The sequence below is a fragment of the Aestuariivivens insulae genome (genome assembly GCF_022662195.1).
Lineage (GTDB): Bacteria > Bacteroidota > Bacteroidia > Flavobacteriales > Flavobacteriaceae > Aestuariivivens > Aestuariivivens insulae.
The window spans coordinates 26,381-45,951 of record NZ_JAKMCS010000014.1 but is presented as its reverse complement, the minus strand read 5'-3'; the positions used below and the strand labels follow the sequence as shown (position 1 = coordinate 45,951).

Below are 19,571 nucleotides of genomic sequence, written 5' to 3'. Positions count from 1 at the left end.
TTTACAAAACAAAATCATATGAATAAATTAATATCCGCCTTAGCTTTAGTTGTACTTTTTACGCTTTCGGTAAAGGCACAAAACTTTAGTACACATAAGGTTAAAAAAGGTGAGACAATTGAAGAAATAGCTAAACTGTATTATGTAACCCCTTTCGATATCTATAGTTTAAACCCCGATGCTAAAACTAAGCTTAAGCCCAATACCATACTTATTATCCCTATATCAAAAGCCAAAAAACCTAAAATAACTATAGTCAAGGAACTGAATGGATTTAAAAATCATAGGGTAAAGAAAAAGGAAACCTTATATAGTTTGGCAAAGCAATATGAAGTTACAGAAGCCGATATAAAAAAACACAATACCTTTTTGTATGCCAATCCATTACGCAAAGGGGATAAGCTTCAAATTCCAGTGTTTAAAATAACGGAAGTTGTAGAAGAATCAAAACCTACCAAAGTTTATACCGTATTGCCCAAAGAGGGCAAGTGGCGTATAGCTTATAAATATGGTATAACGGTAGCCGAATTGGAAGCGTTAAACCCAGAGATGGGTGAGGTATTGCAAGAGGGGCAGGAAATTAATGTGCCTAACTTAGAAGATACTGAAGAAAAGCAAATAGACGAACAGTATAGCTATTATAAAGTGTTGCCCAAAGAAGGGTTTTACCGATTGAAAGTGAAACTAGGGGTAACACAAGAAGAATTGGAAACATTAAACCCTGGTTTGAGCGATAGCGGATTGAAAGTTGGAATGATTCTAAAAATCCCGTTTTCTGAAACCTATTCGTTAACAAAAGAAAGCAATAGTGTTAATCTGTTGGATAGTATTAGGGATTATACCCCAAAGCATATTGCCATTATGTTGCCTTTTAGGTTGAACCGTGTGGATTACGATTCTATAACAGGAACCAAGAACAGTATTAAAAAGGATCCCTACTTAAATGCATCATTAGATTTTCATTCGGGAGTACTCATGGCTATAGATTCATTAAAGCAGTTAGGCATTTCTTTGAAGGTTGATGTTTATGATACGAAAAATGAAGTAAGTGAAGTGTCCAGAATTATTAATGACAATGATTTTGAACATGTCGATGCCGTTATCGGTCCGTTAGTTTCTAAAAATTTTGAAAGCGCAGCGATAGCATTAAAAAAGCACAATATTCCCTTAATATCTCCAACAGGAAACAATTTAAGGTTATATGAAAATGTGTTTCAAACCAGAACCCCAGAGGAACTTCTAAAAAACAAGATCATCAATTTTGTGAAGTCAGACACCTTGTCTGGTAATATTATCCTTATTGCAGATTCCAAACATCAAAATATAGCTAATGAACTTAAGCGCGAGTTCAATCAAGCAAGAATAGTGTATTCGCGTAAGGACAAGGATGGGAATGATAGCTTTTATGTGATAAAGGAAGATATAGAAAATGTGTTGAAGCCAGGCCATAATCTCGTGTTTTTGGAGACTCAAAATGAAGGCTTTGCCTCTAATGCCATAAGTATTTTGGCTTCTTTGATAAAAAAGGAAAATATAGATGAAGGTATTGAAGAAATATCAATTAAGTTAACAACAACAAATTATAATAAAGCTTTTGAAGGCGAAGAGATTTCTAATCAGCATCTTTCAAAGCTACAATTTTCTTATGCCAGTGGAGCAAGGGTTTATAATGAAAAAGACCATAGTTTTTTTGTGAAGGCTTACGAGCAAAAATATTATGTAATGCCTAGTAACCGCGCTGTTAAAGGTTTCGATTTAACTATGGATACCGTGTTGCGATTGGTATCATCTCAAGATTTTTACACTTCTGTAATCAACGCACCTTTAACGGAATACCTAGAGAATAAGTTTGCCTATAAAAAGAAATTGATTGGTGGCTATTATAACGAAGCAGTGTATTTACTCAAACATCAAGACTTAACAATTGTAGAAGTCGAGCAATAAGCATTTGCCAGTGGCGTTTATAGTATGATTGCTAAACCTTACTAAAGTATGTCTAAGGTCCTTGTGCTTTTATGTTGTTTATTTTGCTTTCAAGAAAGCCCGGTAGTCTCATGGCAAGAGGATTATAGGCTCGTATGGTCAGATTTCAAAGGAGCGCCTCAAGATCAGGGCGATGTGGCTGCAGTTACTGCTTCTGGTATAACCTTTGGGGTTTCTATAAAAGAAAAAGGCAATAGGGTAATTGGTTTCAATACTAATGTGAAGGCCTATTTTTATCCGGAACAATCATGGTATAAACCAGAAAAAGCAACTGAACATGTATTGGCACATGAACAGTTACATTTTGATATTACCGAACTGTATGCTCGTAAATTCAGAAAAAATATAGGAGAATTAAAAGTATCCAACAGTATTAAAAAACAATTGCAGGACTTGCATAGAACCATACTTAAGGAGTTGGAAGCAGCTCAAGAAAAGTACGATAGTGAAACCAATTTTTCTAGACATGTTGAAAATCAGTTGAAATGGCAGAATAAAGTTAGTGCTGAGTTGGAGAAGCTATCATCATACAAACTTAATGATTCAAATAAATAATGTATCCCGATAAAGAGTTTCTAATACAATTGGCTCATACCAAAATGCCCTATGGCAAGTATAAAGATCGTTACTTGATAGACTTACCGGAACATTATGTGGTTTGGTATCACAATAAAGGGTTTCCCAAAGGAAAGTTGGGCAACATGCTCAATCAAGTTTATGAATTAAAATTGAACGGTCTTGAGGATTTGGTAAGAAGTATACGGAAGCAGTATCCTAAGGGAGTTAATTAATGGTGTTATGTTGGTTTAATCTCTTTTATAGATTGTAGGTTGTGTCCAGGCCGTTTCGTAAATTAAGTTTTCTATAGGATTGTCGTGATGTTTTGACGATGTTACTTTGCAGCGTACAAAAAGAATATCCTTAGTGATTTTAAATGAAGCTTTGTCCCCCGTAACTGTTTTTAATGCTTCAGGTGTGTTGTTTCCTTTTTTACATCCAATAAAAGTAATTTTATAAGTTAGATTAGCTTCTTTTTTGATAGTAACTGATAGGGTGCTATTATCAGTAGATACATCGTCTAAAAAAACACCAGTACTGGCATAAAAGTTGCCAGATTCCATGGCGTTAATTATTGATTTTGGAGAGAGCGTATCAGCTTGCACCATGACCCAACCACGGCCGGCATTGCTCCACTGGTGTCCTTTTTTATGGTAGTGATGGGAGTCGTCTGTAGCAAGACCATACATCAAAGGTTTATTGTTTTCAATGTATGCGATGTTTATAAGGTCCCACATCTTTTCTGTAGATATGTGGTTAGAATCTCCAGAATTTCTAACGTCAGGATGCCCGTTATAAACTTCAAAAAATTGTTCTTTTTTTAAAGCGATCATATCTTCAACAGTTATACTATAATGAAAATTGGGGTGATTAATATGGGCTAGTATGGGGATGTTTAAACTGTCCTTTTGTTTGGCTATTTCATCTAAGTTATTTTGCATAACATCTACTACGCTATTTCCTCCCTGGGGTTGGATTTTCTTTTTAAGGTTTGTAGCGTTTATGTGTATTGGTTTGTTTTCAAAGCGATCTGAAATCTCTTCGGCTTGTAGAATTAAAAAAGTATTGGGGGCTTCAAACTTCGTTCTATATTCTTCAAATGTTTTGAGTTTTACATAGATGTTATTTAAAGAGTCTTTTTTATAGTTGACCCAATTCGACCCAAAAGTATCTAAATAGCTTTTAAACCCATTTTGATAAATGGAGTCTGGGCGAATTTTAACCCATTTATCGCCTTCTGCTAAGATATTATGATCTGTTAGGGCCACAAAATCATAATCGTGGGATTTATACCATTGCATAATGACCTCGGGAAATTCATCACCGTCACTCCAGTAGGAATGGGTATGCAAATTACCTTTAAACCACTGCTTTTTATTTGATGGTATTGGTTTTTTACAGCTAATAACAGTAAATAAAAAAAACAATAAAACAAATTTGGCACATGATAAAAAGCTAGAGGGAGGTTGATACATAATAGTTTTGTATAAAGAATGTTTTTATAATAAGGATTTGTCGCCCATTATATTAAAATACATTTAAATAGGGCTAAAATATGGTGTTTAAAGTTATAAGCTTTATTGTTAAAAAACAAAATACTTAATATAATCATACCGTAGATAAATAACTAAAAACTTATTCGGTGATAACTGTTTTAATTTTGTAAATTTGCCTGCGTTTATAAGCGCATCATGACAAGTACTACAAAATACATTTTCGTAACGGGAGGCGTTACATCGTCTTTAGGAAAAGGAATTATAGCTGCATCTTTAGCAAAGCTATTACAGGCACAAGGATACCGTGTTACCATTCAAAAGTTAGATCCCTATATCAATGTAGATCCAGGGACGTTAAATCCATATGAGCATGGCGAATGTTATGTTACCGAAGATGGAGCAGAAACCGATTTGGATTTAGGGCACTACGAACGTTTTTTAAATACCCCAACCAGTCAGGCTAACAACGTTACTACAGGTCGCATATACCAAAGTGTTATCCAAAAAGAACGCCAAGGGGAGTTTTTAGGAAAAACAGTCCAGGTGGTACCGCACATTACGGATGAAATTAAAGACCGTATTCAAATTTTAGGAAGATCTGGCGATTACGATATTGTTATTACAGAAATAGGAGGAACCGTAGGTGATATAGAGTCCCTTCCATACATTGAAGCCGTGCGTCAATTACGTTGGGATCTAGGCGATAATAATGGTATTGTGGTTCACTTAACTTTAGTGCCATATTTATCGGCAGCCGGTGAGTTAAAAACTAAGCCAACCCAGCATAGTGTTAAAACACTCATGGAAAGTGGAGTACAGGCCGATGTATTGGTGTGCCGTACCGAACATGATTTACCGGACGATTTGCGTCGTAAACTGGCTTTGTTCTGTAACGTTCAGAAAGAAGCGGTTATTCAATCTATAGACGCATCAACAATTTACGATGTACCTAACTTAATATTGAAAGAAGGGTTGGATAAAGTAGTTCTTAAGAAACTAGGGTTAGAATGTAAAACCCCAGATATTCAACGTTGGAACCAGTTTTTAAAGCGTCACAAAAATCCAAAAACCGAAGTTACTATCGGGTTAATAGGTAAATATGTGGAGCTTCAAGATTCATATAAATCCATTTTAGAAGCTTTTATACATGCCGGAGCAGAAAATGAAGTAAAAGTGAATGTTGAATCGATTCATTCTGAATATTTAAATGGTGAGAATACCAAATTAAAGCTATCACACTTAGATGGTGTTTTGGTGGCTCCTGGGTTTGGAGAACGAGGTATAGAAGGTAAAATAGATGCCGTACGCTATGTACGTGAACATAACATTCCATTTTTTGGAATATGCCTAGGTATGCAAATGGCAGTTATTGAATTCTCTCGCAATGTGCTAGGACTTACCGATGCCGATTCAACCGAAATGAGCCCAAATACGGCAAACCCTGTTATAGACCTTATGGAGGAGCAAAAAACCATTACCGATAAAGGGGGGACTATGCGATTGGGAGCTTGGTCCTGTGATTTGAAAAAGGGAAGCAAGGTTTTTAACATCTACAAAGAAGACACGATAAAAGAGCGCCATAGACACCGTTATGAGTTCAATGGTAAATATAGAGAACAAATTGAAGCAGCTGGGATGATCGCAACAGGTTTAAACAAAGATACCGGCTTAGTTGAGATCGTCGAGATACCAGAACACCCTTGGTTTGTTGGCGTACAATACCATCCAGAATATAAAAGTACTGTGGCAAAGCCGCACCCCTTGTTTGTGGCTTTTGTAAAAGCAGCTTTGAAATATAAAATAAAAAATAAAGGTGTCACTATGGCACAAAATTAATTTTTGGATAGCTTATTGTAATTGGCTATTACAATTCCTGTGAAGTGGTTGGACAAAGCCTTATGGCTGAGCGTAGTTGAGATTACTGAATTAACTAGACGTAAAGAGAAACAGGGATATTTTTAATTCATTTAGAGAATATATATGGAAGAAAAAAAATTAGACATTAATTCTATAATAGGGTTTATCCTCATTTTTGGAATTTTAATGTACATGTTATGGCAAAATAAACCTACGCCAGAAGAGCTTGAAGCTCAAGAAAAAGCCAAACAAGAACAGGTTGAAGCAAATAAAAAGGTTGAAGAAGAACAGCTAGCCAATACTGCAACTATAGAAGATATAGCCGTAGGTGACACTACAGATTCGTTGCAATTGGTAAAACTTCAGAATAAATTAGGAGCTTTTGCATATTCTGCTTTACAGACAACAGAAGATGAAACGGTTGTAGAGAATGAACGTTTAGCCTTAAAGTTTAGTAATAAAGGCGGGTATCTTTCAGAAGTAAAACTAAAAGAGTTTGTCGATTATAAAGACGAACCAATCTACTTGGTTAAGGATAATAATGTCGATTTTAATATCAATTTTGGTACTAACGATAGTAGGGTACGAAATACCAAAGATTTACCTTTTATTCCTTCGGTAACAAAAAATGGCGATAATACTGTCGTTTCTATGAAACTTAAGGTTTCAGAAACTAAGTTTTTAGAGTACCGTTACGAGATCAAGCCAAACGATTATATGATTGGTTTTACGGTGCGTTCACAAGGCTTATCCGATGTAATTAATAGTTCGCAAGACATTACACTGGATTGGGACCTTAAGGGGTATCGACATGCCAAAAGTATTTCTTACGAGAATAGATATACCGACATCCATTACGAGTACGAAGAAGGAAAAGCAGATTATACAGGAGCAAGAGATGCAGATGAAACTTTAGATAATGTGTCATGGATAGGCTATAAACAGCATTTTTTCTCGTCGGCTATATTAACCAAAACGCCTTTTAAAACGGCACATATTAAAACTGAAAATTTAGTTGAAGACCAATCGTTGGATACCATTTATACCAAAAGTTTTGCAACAAGCATTCCTTTGCAATTACAAGGTGGCGAGTTTAATAACAGCTTGGATTTATATTATGGCCCTAACGATTATAAAGTGCTGGCTGCCTACGATAGAAATCTGGATGAGCTTGTACCTTTTGGTTGGGGTATTTTTGGATGGATAAACCGCTATATTTTCATGCCTCTGTTTGGCTTTTTAGGTAGCTTCTTACCTTACGGTTTTGCCATTATTGTTATGACCATTTTGGTAAGGATTGTAATGTCTCCTGTTACCTATAAATCTTATTTATCACAGGCAAAGATGAAGGTTATAAAGCCAGAGATAACCGAGATTAATGCCAAGTATAAGGACAATCCTATGAAACGTCAACAGGAAACTATGGCATTGTACAGTAAAGCAGGCGTGAGCCCCATGGCTGGGTGTTTGCCAGCTTTAATGCAGTTACCTGTGTTTTATGCCCTATTCCAATTTTTTCCATCGGCTTTCGATTTACGTCAAAAAAGTTTCCTTTGGGCTAAAGACCTATCGTCTTACGATGCCATCTTTACTTGGGATACTCAAATTCCAATAATTTCATCAATTTATGGTAATCACGTGAGTTTGTTTCCTATTTTGGCCTCATTGGCGATATTCTTCTACATGCGTATGACTACAGGGCAGCAAATGGCATCGCAACCTACCCAAGAAGGGATGCCAGATATGGGTAAGATGATGAAGTATATGATTTACTTCTCACCAATAATGATGTTGGTATTCTTTAATAATTATGCTTCTGGATTGAGTTTGTATTACTTCATATCTAACTTAATTACCATTGGCATTATGCTGGTAATTAAGAATTATATAATAGATGAAGATAAGATACATGCCAAAATTCAGGAAAATAAAAAGAAACCTAAGAAGGAAAATCGTTTCCAAAGAAAAATGAAAGAAATGATGGAGCAGGCCGAAAAACAAAAGCAAGCGCAACAAAAAAGAAAATAATAAAAAAGTAATTCCTTCACTTTTAAAGTTGAAAGACAGAAGGGAAAAATATAAAGCTGCCAACTGTGATCGATTACTGTTCACTAAAATTGGCAGCTTTTTGTTTTTATACAATTTGTGATAATTTTATACGTTTTTTTAAAAAATACCATATGAAGTTTAATAACATTTTATTCGTATTAATTTTATTGAATGCTTTGATTGCTTTGGCTCAAGACATCAACCAATTTGATGCTAATGGGAAGCGTCACGGTGTTTGGAAGAAGCATTTTAAGGGTACTAAAGTATTAAGGTACGAAGGCCAATTTTTTCATGGAAAGGAAGTAGGTGAGTTTAAGTTTTATGAAAATGAAAATGGTAAACCCATTTTGGCAGCAACAAAAATGTTTAACGAAACAGATGGTACAGCCCAGGTTAAATTTCTTAATCCACAAGGGAAACCCATTAGTGAAGGCCGTATGAAAGGTAAAGCTTATGTGGGCATATGGAACTATTACCAGAACAATGGAAAAAGTTTATTAACCACAGAGCATTATAACGACAACGGCGAATTGCACGGTGAACGTTTGGTATATTATGAAAATGGCCAAGTAGCCGAAATGAAGCACTATGTTAATGGGAAGTTGCATGGGGAATCAAAATGGTATTCTGAAGCTAATGTGGTACTAAAAACTTATAATTATGTAAATGGAGAGCTTCATGGGCCTGCCAAATATTACGATCCACAAGGGGAACTCATTACCGAAGGACAATATAAGCACGATAAAAAAACAGGCATATGGAAGTTTTATGAAGAGGGTAAGTTGATTGAAGAAAAAGACTTTACCTATAAGCCCAAGTATATTAAAGTGGATGGTAAATATAAAAAGGCTTCCAATTAAATACGCTTCCTTGAAGAACTTCTTTAGGTTTCAGGGGAATCACCAATACTCAGATGAGGTTTCAAATGAAAAAAATCATGTACTTTTGCATATTCAAATCTAAATAATGAAACGCGTAGTTATAGGACTTTCAGGAGGTGTAGACTCTAGTGTTGCCGCTTATTTGTTAAAGCAGCAAGGCTATGAGGTTATTGGCCTGTTTATGAAAAATTGGCACGACGATTCTGTGACCATATCCAACGAATGTCCTTGGTTGGACGATAGCAACGATGCCATGTTGGTAGCCGAGAAGTTGGGCATCCCTTTTCAAACAGTAGATTTAAGTGAACAATATAAAGAACGTATAGTCGATTATATGTTCAATGAGTATGAAAAAGGAAGAACACCAAACCCCGATGTACTTTGTAATAGGGAGATAAAGTTTGATGTGTTCATGAAAATTGCCTTAGAGCTTGGGGCAGATTATGTGGCTACGGGACATTATTGTAGAAAGGGCATTTCGACTTCGTTCAATGACCAAACTGGTGAGGTAAAAGAAGTTTATAGATTGTTGGCTGGGGTCGATGGCAATAAAGACCAGTCGTATTTTTTATGTCAATTATCCCAAGAACAATTGGCAAAATCGTTATTTCCTATAGGCGAACTCACCAAGCCCGAAGTACGCGATATTGCTATGGAATTGGATTTGGTAACGGCCGAAAAGAAAGATTCCCAAGGGTTGTGCTTTATAGGTAAGGTGAAGCTGCCCGATTTTCTACAGCAGCAATTAAAGCCCAAAGAAGGGGTTATTGTAGAAATACCTGAAGAACAAGCGTTATTTCAAGAAGAACGAACAAGCTTTGCTTCAGAAGAAGACAAATTAAAATACTTATCACGTAAAATTCACTACAAAGTTACCGATGGTAAAGTGGTTGGGAAACATCAAGGCGCCCATTATTTTACAAAAGGGCAACGTAAAGGATTGGCCGTGGGAGGAACGCCAGAACCTTTGTTTGTAATCGATACCGATGTAGATGAGAATGTTATTTATACAGGACAAGGAAAGGAACACCCAGGGCTATTAAAAAAGGCTTTGTTTGTAGCTAACGACGAACTGCATTGGATTCGAGAAGACTTAGCATTGAAAGAAGGTGAGACTTTGTCTGTTTTGGCAAGGATTAGATATAGACAACCTTTGGAAAAAGCGACCTTGCATAAAGTTGAAAGCGGACTCTATGTTGAGTTCGAGAACTATCAATCGGCTATTACCGAAGGACAGTTTGCAGCATGGTATTTGGAAGATGAGTTGATAGGTTCCGGGGTAATTTCGTAACTTTCCATTTCCAAATCCGGTTAAGATGAAGAAAGGACTGCTTTTTATTGGTATATTGTGCTTTCAGCTCAATATCTTAGCACAACAGGATGCTTGGGTATACTTGACCGATAAGGAAAATGTAACGGCTTCCATAGCTAATCCAATTACCATACTTACACAAAAAGCTATCGACAGAAAAGCAGCCCATAATGTAACTATTGATGATAGGGATGTTCCGGTAAATGAAAATTATATCACACAATTAAAGAATACTACTGGGATAACCGTTATGGCTAAGTCCAAATGGTTTAATGCGGTACATGTAAGAGGAAGCCAAACCGATATTCAGAATCTTGAAAATCTTGTTTTTGTGAATTATATCGATTTTGCCGATAAAAGCTTAAATACATCAAAAACCAGTAAAAAAGCTAAAGTTTCTAAACTTAATGAGACTTTTACTATATTTAATTATGGAAGTGCCGCTAATCAAATAGAAATGTTTAAGGGTGATAAACTGCATGTAGCTGGTTATTCGGGAACAGGGATGACCGTTGCTGTTTTAGATGCCGGATTTCCCAATGTAAATGTAGTAGGAGCTTTTAAACGTTTAAGGGATGCCGGTAATTTGTTGGGGGCATACGACTTTGTGAATAGGGATAATGATGTGTATACGGGTACGACCAGTAGTCATGGTACATGGGTATTAAGTGATATGGCCGGATATATCGAAATCCAATTTGTTGGAACTGCCCCCGATGCCTCTTACTATTTATTTATAACCGAAGATGCCCTGAGTGAGAACCCTGTGGAAGAAAGTTATTGGGTTGAAGCTGCTGAGCGGGCGGATAGTTTGGGTGTAGATGTCATCAATACCTCTTTGGGATATACAACTTATGATAATCCAAATTACAGTTATACGACAGCCGATATGGATGGCAATACAACCTATATAACACGAGGTGCCAATATTGCTTTTGAAAAAGGGATGTTGTTAGTGAATTCGGCCGGAAATTCTGGAAATAACAGTTGGGGAATTGTTGGTGCTCCTGCCGATGCAGCAGGTGTTTTTTCAGTTGGTGCTGTAGATGCTAATGGAAATTACGCCGCCTTTAGTTCTAAAGGCAGTGCATTACAGCCCACCCAAAAACCAGATGTAGTGGCCCAAGGGCAGGCAAGTTATGTGGTTTCAGAGAATAACATTATTGGAACTGCAGATGGGACGTCTTTTAGCTCTCCAATTATGGCAGGAGGCATGGTTTGCTTATGGCAGGCTTTGCCAGATATGACCAATGCAGAAATTATGCAGTTGGTTAGGGAATCGGCATCACAATATAGTTCACCCGATTACTATTTGGGTTACGGTATACCTAATTTGGAAGTAGCACTCAATACGGCTTTAGAAGAAATTCAGAATGCCAATGAGCCTATAGAGCTGTTTATATACCCCAATCCAACCAAAACTACTTTGTTTGTTAAAGCCGAGTTAGATCATTTCCCGATAGCCATTAGTCTTTTTGATATCTTGGGGAAGCAAGTGCTGCAATCCATGCTTTTAGACCTTTATGATGCTTTGGATGTGTCTACTTTGTCAAATGGAGTATATGTAGCCAGGATTCATTTAGGAGGTACATCAAAAACCTTTAAGCTTATAAAAAGAGACAATGACTAATAGAATAACCCGTTTATTTGGTATCGATTATCCCATTGTGCAGGCCGGTATGGTATGGAACAGTGGTTGGCGTTTGGCTTCTGCTGCTAGTAACTCTGGTATTTTGGGGCTTATTGGTGCAGGATCGATGTACCCCGATGTTCTTAGGGAACACATTCAAAAATGTAAAAAGGCTACTCATAAACCTTTTGGGGTTAATGTCCCCATGTTGTATCCCAATATCCAAGAGATTATGGATATTATTGTGGAGGAAGGCGTGAAGATTGTGTTTACTTCAGCGGGAAATCCTAAAACTTGGACGTCGTGGTTACAAGAAAAGGGTATTACTGTGGTACACGTGGTGAGCAGTGTGAAATTTGCCTTGAAAGCTCAGGATGCTGGTGTCGACGCTATAGTTGCTGAAGGCTTTGAGGCAGGAGGCCATAATGGACGGGATGAAACCACTACATTAACTTTAATTCCAATGGTCAAGGAACAAATTCATATTCCACTAATCGCTGCTGGGGGCATTGCTACAGGAAGTGCTATGTTGGCTACGATGGTATTGGGCGCAGATGGCGTGCAAATTGGAAGCAGATTTGCGGCTAGTAAAGAAAGTTCTGCCCATCAATTATTCAAACAGGCCATTGTCAATGCCAAAGAAGGCGATACCCAATTAACCTTGAAAGAGTTGGCTCCAGTAAGGTTAATTAAAAATAAGTTTTTTAATCAAGTTGAAGAGCTTTACAAAACAGGGCCAACGGTTGAACAATTGAAGGAACTTCTAGGTAGGGCCCGAGCCAAGAGGGGTATGTTTGAAGGTGATTTAGAAGAAGGTGAATTGGAAATAGGGCAAATTTCTGGTTTGATTCATGATATAAAACCAGTGGCACAAATCGTTGAAGATATCATGACTGAGTTTGAAGATGCTAAGAAAGGAGTTGCAAAACTCTGATTTAATTTTTTACCAAAGGTTCAATATTAACTTTATATAATCTACTTGAACCATTATCATATTTGTTTAATTCAGCAAGCAGTTCTTCGGTTTTCAGTGTTTTATCGAATTGGGTTTTGGTATTATCGCGTTTGCTCGTAAAATAAAGTGTATTGGTTTTGGTGTCTACATAGGGGCAATAATCCATTTTATCAGAATTAATAGCTTGCCCCATATTTTCAGCTTTAGTCCATTGGTTTTCTACGTTGTAACTTATATACAGGTCGCCGCTACCTAAACCATCAGTTCTATTGTAACATCCAAAAATTAAATAGGATTCGTCTGGAGCAATAAAGGCGTTGTATTCATAGCCTTCAGAATTAATACTATCGGGAAGGCGTATGGGTTCAGCATAAACGCCATTTTGATTCTTGCTAATATAGATATCATCTTTTCTCTTTAATGTGGTATTATCTCTTGTAAAGTAAAGGTTTCCGCTTTCGGCAATAGAGGGATAAAACTCTCCATATTCTGAATTTATAGGAACTCCCATATTTTTTGGTTTGGACCAACTGGCGTTTAAAGCAGGTCTTTCCACATACCAGATATCAAAGTCTTTAGGCGTATTTGTTTTAGTTGATAATGGTCGCGTAGAAACAAAATAAAGCCTTAGTCCGTCGGGTGAGAAACAAGGCTCTAAATCGAAATGCTTTCCAGAAAAAGGAGCAATTTGAGCCTTACTCCATGAATTACCTTCCCTTTTTAAGTGGATAATTGTAGAAAGATTGCCCATAACACTTTGTGCGGTAAACATAATTTCATTGCCGTTGGGAGATATGGCAATGTCCCTTACGTTAGGGAATTGTTTAATGATTTCTGGTAAAAAAGGCTCTGCTAATTGTTGTTGGGAAAAACCAATAGTGCTAAGTAATACTATGTAGATTGAATAGACGTGTTTCATTGTAATTAATTATTGACCTAGCTCAAGATACTAAAAAAGTAGAACGGAATTCTCCTTGTTGTTAATTGAATATAACAAAAAGGGGGAAATTCCCCCTTTGCATATTGAAACCTATAAGCTATTCTATTTTTAATCCCTAATAAAATAAAAGCTAAATGTTTCTATATATTTTAAATTAATCTAGTGCAGGCTAAAATGAGTAGAGGACTTGGGGATTTCAAAATTACGTAAAATAACTTATTGATATTAAAGGTGTTATTAAAATTTATCAACAATAATGAGCAGATTTAACCTAAATCTTTTTGTTAAAAACTATTATTCCCAGGACTAAAGTTTATTTTTGTGCGATGCATTTAAAAAGTTACACCAAAGAGTTTAAGTACAATTGGAAATTGGCTTCGCCAGTTATGTTGGGGATGTTGGGGCATACCTTTGTGAGCTTTATTGATAACATCATGGTTGGGCAATTGGGCACGGCAGAATTAGCTGCAGTATCTTTAGGAAACAGTTTTATGTTTATAGCCATGTCTTTGGGTATTGGTTTTTCTACAGCTATTACACCTTTAACGGCAGAGGCCGATTCGGCCAAGGACTTTATAAAAGGAAAGTCAGCGTTTAAACACGGACTATTTTTATGCATTGTTTTAGGCGTATTGTTGTTTTTACTGGTGTTTTTTGCCAAACCACTAATGTACTTGATGAAACAGCCAGATGAGGTGGTCGTGTTAGCTATGCCTTATTTAGATTTAGTGGCGTTTTCCCTTATTCCTTTAGTCGTTTTTCAGGCGTTTAAACAATTTAGTGATGGCTTATCGATGACCAAATACCCCATGTATGCTACCATTTTGGGAAATATAGTTAACGTATTATTGAATTATATTTTAATATTTGGAAAGTTTGGTTTTCCTGCTTTGGGTATTGTAGGGGCAGCTTATGGCACACTGGCTTCCCGCTTTATTATGGTTGGTTACCTTTGGTTTTTGTTAAAAGGGAAAGAAAAATCTAAAGCCTTTGTTACTAACATTAAATTTTTTGTGTTAAACAAGTTAATGCTGAAAAAGATTATAAACCTTGGCGCTCCCAGTGCCATGCAAATGTTTTTTGAAGTGGCCATTTTTACAGCGGCCATATGGTTAAGTGGGTTATTGGGCAAGAATCCGCAAGCAGCAAACCAAATTGCATTAAATTTGTCTTCAATGACCTTTATGGTTGCTATGGGGTTGAGTGTGGCATCCATGATACGGGTGGGTAACCAAAAAGGGTTAAAAGCTTATTTTGAATTACGCCGTATCGCCTTTTCGTTGTTTTTAATGGGAACCTTATTTGCTATAGGATTTGCTATTATATTTTTTACGTTACATAATCAATTGCCCAAATTGTATGTCGATTTTGATGATGTGAAGAATTTAAGCGATAATACCGTTGTGTTGGGGATCGCCTCCAAATTACTAATAGCGGCATCTATTTTTCAAATAAGTGATAGTATACAGGTTATTGTTTTAGGGGCATTGAGAGGGTTACAAGATGTTAAAATTCCAACCCTAATAACTTTTGTGTCGTACTGGCTTGTAGGCTTTCCAATAAGCTGGTTTTTAGGAAAAGAAGATGCTTATGGTAGTTTTGGTATTTGGATGGGCTTATTGGCTGGCTTGACAACAGCAGCTATTTTGTTGTATATTCGATTTAATTATTTGACCAAAAAGCTTATAGCCGAAGAGGCTTGAAACAATTGATGGGAAATCGGAAAAAGAACTTTTGTCTATCTTTATCTGTAATCAATAAATTATAACTTTGGGCAAATAATCAGAATGTACTTAGTACACTTAAAACTTTAGTGCATTTTAGGCACTTTTAACTTAATATTTTAAAAATGACCTTACCAAAATTCATACTAGGCGATAATACAGAACATCCCAACGCTATTTTTGTTATCCATACCGAATTTCCAAGATTCATTATTAACCTTGAAAATGATGAGGTAGAATGGTTTGAGGATTTCGATGAAGAAGACCGAAAGGAACTCGAACAGGAGACAGAATACGCCATTAAGATGGCAACACAATTTTACGATAATGAAATAGAAAAATACGAAGAATAATTAATCTCATGCTTGACCAAATTCTACAATACGATACCGAACTCTTTTTATATTTAAACAACCTAGGGACAGCACCTTGGGATAATCTATGGTTGGCCATTACGAACAAATTAATTTTTGGAACTGTATTGGGGCTAGTGCTTTTATATCTTTTTTATAAAAAATTTGGATTGAAATCTGTATTGCTTTTTGTAATTGTACTAGCTTTAATGATAACGTTTACCGATCAAATAACAAATGTTTTTAAAAGAACCTTTGAACGAACAAGACCTTGCAGAACAGAAGGTGTTATGGAGCATATGCGTTTTATTGCTGTACGCTGTGGTTTATATGGTTTTTTCTCTGGACATGCTTCGAACTCTATGGCAGTTGCTATTTTTGGAGGTCTTTTACTAAGATCTTATTATAAATGGCTTATTTATGTGTTGATAAGTATTAGTTTAATTGTAGCCTATAGTAGAATCTATGTGGGCGTACATTATCCACTGGATATTATTTGCGGGTTAATATTTGGTGTTTTTTCTGGATGGATTTTTCATATACTGGCGGAAAAATTGCTCAGGAGATTTAAGCTTATTTGAATCAGAAATTTAATTTTGCTTACCAATTAGCATAGGAGTTAAAACAAGTTAAAGTTTGTCAATAAGTCCTTAATTTTAAAAGAGGATTTATTATTTGAGGGACAATAAATAATCGGCTGCAGCAAAAGGGGTGGTTTTATTCTGTTCAATTAAATCCAATTGCTTTTGTAATTCCTTTTTAATGCTATCTAAATTGAAAAAATTGGATTTTAATTGGGACTCTATGGTTTGAATTAGCCAAAATTTATTTTGTTCAGCTCTTTTTTTGTTAAAAAAACCATTTTTGGTAGTGAGGTCTACATAGTCTAAAATAAGTTCCCAAATGGTGTCAATACCATCGTTTTGTAAGGCACTGCAAGTGGTTACTTTAGGTAGCCAACCCGAAACCTTTTCAGGATATAGGTGAAGCGCCCTGTTAAATTCCACTTTGGCCAATTTAGCTCTCTTTAAATTATCACCATCCGATTTGTTTATAGCTATAGCATCGGCCATTTCAATAATACCACGCTTAATGCCTTGTAATTCGTCACCTGCACCAGCCAGTTTCAAAAGCAGAAAAAAATCGACCATACTATGTACGGTAGTTTCGCTTTGCCCAACACCTACGGTTTCAATAATAATAACATCAAACCCAGCGGCTTCACATAAAATAATACTTTCCCGTGTTTTCCTGGCAACACCCCCTAGGGCATTTCCAGATGCTGAAGGTCTTATGTAAGCATTTTTATCTTTCACCAAGGCTTCCATTCGGGTTTTGTCCCCTAAAATACTGCCTTTGGTAATTGTGCTACTAGGGTCTATGGCCAATACAGCTACGCGTTTATCATGAGCTGTTAGGTGTTTGCCGAAGGCTTCAATAAAGGTGCTTTTTCCAACACCTGGCACCCCAGTAATACCAATGCGAATAGACTTGTTTGCATGTGGCAGGCAGGCTTTAATAACTTGTGTGGCTTGCTCTAGATGTTTGGGGTTTTTACTTTCAATAAGCGTAATGGCTCTACTTAATGAAGAGGTGTTTTTGTTTAAAAGGTCGGTAACTAAAGAGTCTACGCTTAAAACGGCTTTTCGTTTTTTCTTTAAGGAACCAATAGATTTGGCATTGGTGGTTTCTGTTTTAGAAACACCTTTGTTTTCCTGTAATGCCGATGTTGTTTTTTTTGCCACCTATAAACGAATGTTTGACTAATTTACAATTTTAGTTTTATCTAACTACGAATAGAGGTATGATTAATAGTGTTCCTATTTGATGTTTTTATAGTAAAGTATCAGAACTGCCTACTATGACCAAATACTAAGACATCCAATTCACTTAAGTGGTACTTCAATTTTCACATCATCCCACGCCATTGTTAGGGATAGGTTGTCGGTAGAATTATCGAAAGCAATTGTAAATTGTTCAACCACGTGATCTATTTTTTCCACCGGAACCAAAATGTTAATGGCATCATATTCCGGTTCACGAAGCGGTTTTAAGGTTTCATGGTCTACGCCCCATTCATATTGTTTGGTATTAAAGATAACATGCCAGGCGGTATCGTTAGGAATGGTCCACAAAGTATATTTTCCAGCTTGTAATGAGTCGTTTCCTATTTTAAGTGATTTATTGGTTTCAAAGGTAGTGGCTTCATTAGCTCCAGTACGCCAAACTTCATTATAAGGTACCAATGCTCCAAAAATTTCCCTTCCGCGTTTAGAAGGTCTGTTGTAAAACACTTGAAGTTTTAAATCGTCTACTTTAAAACTAACTGTTTTTTTGGGACTCTTTCTTTTTTGAAAGCCATCGTTTAAGTAAGAATAAATAAAAACTCCAACAGCAACAATAAGTAGAAATGCCATTACTCGTTTTAAAAAGGTGTTCATCATAGAGCAAATTTTAGAGGTGTAAAGATAATTTATACCAGTTATTAATTGAAATTATGGGAAAATAAAATGCTGCTTTTTTATTTTTTTAGTAAGGAAAAAAGATGTTCTATCACAGTAATGTCAATCGGCAAATGGTATTTGTTCCTTGCAATCATAAAAATACAAACGCATATTTATTTAGCTTTGTTATACTTTAAAATAAAAAAACAACTGTTTTTTGCAACACATTCATTTTTGTGTCGTCTTTTAATACGAACTAACTTAAACCAAAAAGTAGACCAAAGCATGTTTCAGGTTGACATTATTGAAAAATGTAAACAAAACAATCGCAAGGCACAACTGCAGTTGTACAACCAGTACTGCAATGGTATGTATATTGTTGCTATGCGTTTTTTGAAAGATGCCAATGATGCTGAAGACGTAGTGCAGGAAGCATTCATTAAGGCTTTCACTAAGTTACATCTGTATAAAGCAGAGGTTACTTTTGGTGCTTGGTTAAAACGTATTGTCGTTAATAAGAGTATTGATCTCCTAAAATCCAAAAAACAGCGTTTAGTTGAACTGGATGAGGTGCACTTAAAGGTAATTGATACTGCCGAGGACGACAAATGGTTAGTAGACGATACTATTACGTTAGACGATGTAAAAGTAGCTATTAATGAGCTGCCGGATAAATATCGGTATGTAGTAATGCTTTACTTGATTGAAGGTTACGACCATCAAGAGATTTCGGAGATTTTAAATATTTCAGAAGTAGCATCACGTACCCAACTATCCAGAGGGAAAACAAAGTTAAAAGAACTGTTAACAATTAAAGGTTATGGCACAGGATATTAGGGAATTATTTAAAAATGAAAGAGTTACAGGCCAAGCAATGCCAGAAAATCATCAAGAACGATTTCTTGAAAAATTGGACAAGGCCTTACCGAAAAGTAAGCCCCAATCATTTAATTGGTTTGGTATGGCAGCCAGTATAGTAGTGCTTTTAGGGTTAAGTTATGGAGCATTTACCTATTTTTCGCATGGCCCTGTAGAACCAGATAAGCAATTGGCTTCAACAACAACAACAAAAACATTAGGGGATGTGTCTCCAGGGTTAAAAAAAGTTGAAGATTATTATTTGGCGAGTATCAATTTCGAGCTTTCAAAAATTAAATACACTCCAGAAACCAAAGAGGTTTTCGATGGTTACATTGCCCAGATAGAAACGCTTAACAAAGAGTATGAGCGTTTGTCTTTGGAATTGACCGAAGTAGGGCCAACCGAGTTAACAATCAATGCGCTTATTGATAATTTAAAACTTCGTTTAAACCTATTGTATCGTTTAAAAGAACAATTACAAGAATTAAACAAAACGGGATTGGAATCACAGTCCGTCTAAAACATCAA

General features: G+C 36.2%; 18 protein-coding genes. 14 read left to right on the top strand and 4 right to left on the bottom strand.

Annotated elements, in window-relative coordinates; translation table 11 throughout:
* Positions 1 to 18 precede the first annotated feature (18 nt).
* Genes MR062_RS14665 through MR062_RS14655 form a run of 3 tightly spaced genes read left to right on the top strand, consistent with a single transcriptional unit; the run spans position 19 to position 2,774 of the window.
* Positions 19 to 1,944 (top strand): LysM peptidoglycan-binding domain-containing protein, encoded by a 1,926-nt coding sequence (locus MR062_RS14665; protein WP_242205605.1) that lies wholly within the window; start codon positions 19 to 21, stop codon positions 1,942 to 1,944.
* Positions 1,945 to 1,992: 48 nt separating this feature from the next.
* On the top strand, positions 1,993 to 2,538 hold the full coding sequence (locus tag MR062_RS14660; RefSeq protein WP_242205603.1) for a DUF922 domain-containing protein: 546 nt from the start codon (positions 1,993 to 1,995) through the stop codon (positions 2,536 to 2,538).
* Positions 2,538 to 2,774 carry a DUF3820 family protein gene (locus MR062_RS14655; protein WP_242205601.1) on the top strand — a complete coding sequence of 79 codons (237 nt, stop codon included), beginning with the start codon at positions 2,538 to 2,540 and terminating at the stop codon, positions 2,772 to 2,774. Before MR062_RS14660 ends, MR062_RS14655 begins: the two co-directional genes overlap by 1 nt.
* Before the next feature lie 15 nt (positions 2,775 to 2,789).
* On the opposite strand, the gene MR062_RS14650 is transcribed toward MR062_RS14655, so the two are convergent.
* Complete coding sequence (locus tag MR062_RS14650) at positions 2,790 to 4,016, bottom strand: PHP domain-containing protein (RefSeq protein WP_242205599.1); 1,227 nt, start codon at positions 4,014 to 4,016, stop codon at positions 2,790 to 2,792.
* A 216-nt stretch (positions 4,017 to 4,232) separates the two neighbouring features.
* On the opposite strand from MR062_RS14650, the gene MR062_RS14645 reads away from it, so the two are divergent.
* From MR062_RS14645 to MR062_RS14620, 6 genes are all read left to right on the top strand, one after another.
* Positions 4,233 to 5,873 carry a CTP synthase gene (locus MR062_RS14645; RefSeq protein WP_242205597.1) on the top strand — a complete coding sequence of 547 codons (1,641 nt, stop codon included), beginning with the start codon at positions 4,233 to 4,235 and terminating at the stop codon, positions 5,871 to 5,873.
* Between the two features lie 144 nt (positions 5,874 to 6,017).
* Positions 6,018 to 7,922: a membrane protein insertase YidC gene (gene yidC, locus MR062_RS14640; protein WP_242205595.1), complete on the top strand. Its 1,905-nt coding sequence runs from the start codon at positions 6,018 to 6,020 to the stop codon at positions 7,920 to 7,922.
* 152 nt (positions 7,923 to 8,074) lie between these two features.
* Positions 8,075 to 8,803 (top strand): toxin-antitoxin system YwqK family antitoxin, encoded by a 729-nt coding sequence (locus tag MR062_RS14635; RefSeq protein ID WP_242205594.1) that lies wholly within the window; start codon positions 8,075 to 8,077, stop codon positions 8,801 to 8,803.
* Positions 8,804 to 8,909: 106 nt separating this feature from the next.
* Positions 8,910 to 10,115, top strand: coding sequence for a tRNA 2-thiouridine(34) synthase MnmA (gene mnmA / locus MR062_RS14630; protein ID WP_242205592.1), 1,206 nt, complete (start codon positions 8,910 to 8,912; stop codon positions 10,113 to 10,115).
* A gap of 25 nt (positions 10,116 to 10,140) precedes the next feature.
* Positions 10,141 to 11,766 carry a S8 family serine peptidase gene (locus MR062_RS14625; protein ID WP_242205590.1) on the top strand — a complete coding sequence of 542 codons (1,626 nt, stop codon included), beginning with the start codon at positions 10,141 to 10,143 and terminating at the stop codon, positions 11,764 to 11,766.
* A complete protein-coding gene (locus MR062_RS14620) occupies positions 11,759 to 12,700 on the top strand; it encodes an NAD(P)H-dependent flavin oxidoreductase (RefSeq protein WP_242205588.1) in 942 nt (313 codons plus the stop codon). Before MR062_RS14625 ends, MR062_RS14620 begins: the two co-directional genes overlap by 8 nt.
* Before the next feature lies 1 nt (position 12,701).
* On the opposite strand, the gene MR062_RS14615 is transcribed toward MR062_RS14620, so the two are convergent.
* Positions 12,702 to 13,640, bottom strand: a complete 939-nt coding sequence (locus MR062_RS14615) for a TolB family protein (protein ID WP_242205586.1) — start codon at positions 13,638 to 13,640, stop codon at positions 12,702 to 12,704.
* Between the two features lie 347 nt (positions 13,641 to 13,987).
* Here MR062_RS14615 and MR062_RS14610 point away from each other — a divergent pair, with 347 nt between their 5' ends.
* From MR062_RS14610 to MR062_RS14600, 3 genes are all read left to right on the top strand, one after another.
* A complete protein-coding gene (locus MR062_RS14610; RefSeq protein ID WP_242205584.1) occupies positions 13,988 to 15,364 on the top strand; it encodes an MATE family efflux transporter in 1,377 nt (458 codons plus the stop codon).
* A 146-nt stretch (positions 15,365 to 15,510) separates the two neighbouring features.
* Positions 15,511 to 15,738 (top strand): hypothetical protein, encoded by a 228-nt coding sequence (locus MR062_RS14605; protein ID WP_242205582.1) that lies wholly within the window; start codon positions 15,511 to 15,513, stop codon positions 15,736 to 15,738.
* A gap of 8 nt (positions 15,739 to 15,746) precedes the next feature.
* The gene (locus tag MR062_RS14600) at positions 15,747 to 16,319 is read left to right on the top strand and encodes a phosphatase PAP2 family protein (protein WP_242205580.1); all 573 of its coding nucleotides are present in this window, start codon (positions 15,747 to 15,749) and stop codon (positions 16,317 to 16,319) included.
* Positions 16,320 to 16,409: 90 nt separating this feature from the next.
* On the opposite strand, the gene meaB is transcribed toward MR062_RS14600, so the two are convergent.
* On the bottom strand, positions 16,410 to 17,483 hold the full coding sequence (gene meaB / locus MR062_RS14595; RefSeq protein WP_242205578.1) for a methylmalonyl Co-A mutase-associated GTPase MeaB: 1,074 nt from the start codon (positions 17,481 to 17,483) through the stop codon (positions 16,410 to 16,412).
* 141 nt (positions 17,484 to 17,624) lie between these two features.
* A complete protein-coding gene (locus tag MR062_RS14590; protein ID WP_317235850.1) occupies positions 17,625 to 18,182 on the bottom strand; it encodes a DUF2911 domain-containing protein in 558 nt (185 codons plus the stop codon).
* 285 nt (positions 18,183 to 18,467) lie between these two features.
* Between MR062_RS14590 and MR062_RS14585 the strand changes: the two genes are divergently transcribed.
* Both MR062_RS14585 and MR062_RS14580 read left to right on the top strand, forming a co-directional pair.
* Positions 18,468 to 19,019 (top strand): RNA polymerase sigma factor, encoded by a 552-nt coding sequence (locus MR062_RS14585; RefSeq protein WP_242205577.1) that lies wholly within the window; start codon positions 18,468 to 18,470, stop codon positions 19,017 to 19,019.
* Positions 19,003 to 19,563 carry a hypothetical protein gene (locus MR062_RS14580; protein ID WP_242205575.1) on the top strand — a complete coding sequence of 187 codons (561 nt, stop codon included), beginning with the start codon at positions 19,003 to 19,005 and terminating at the stop codon, positions 19,561 to 19,563. The genes MR062_RS14585 and MR062_RS14580 overlap by 17 nt, the downstream gene beginning before the upstream one ends.
* Positions 19,564 to 19,571 lie beyond the last annotated feature (8 nt).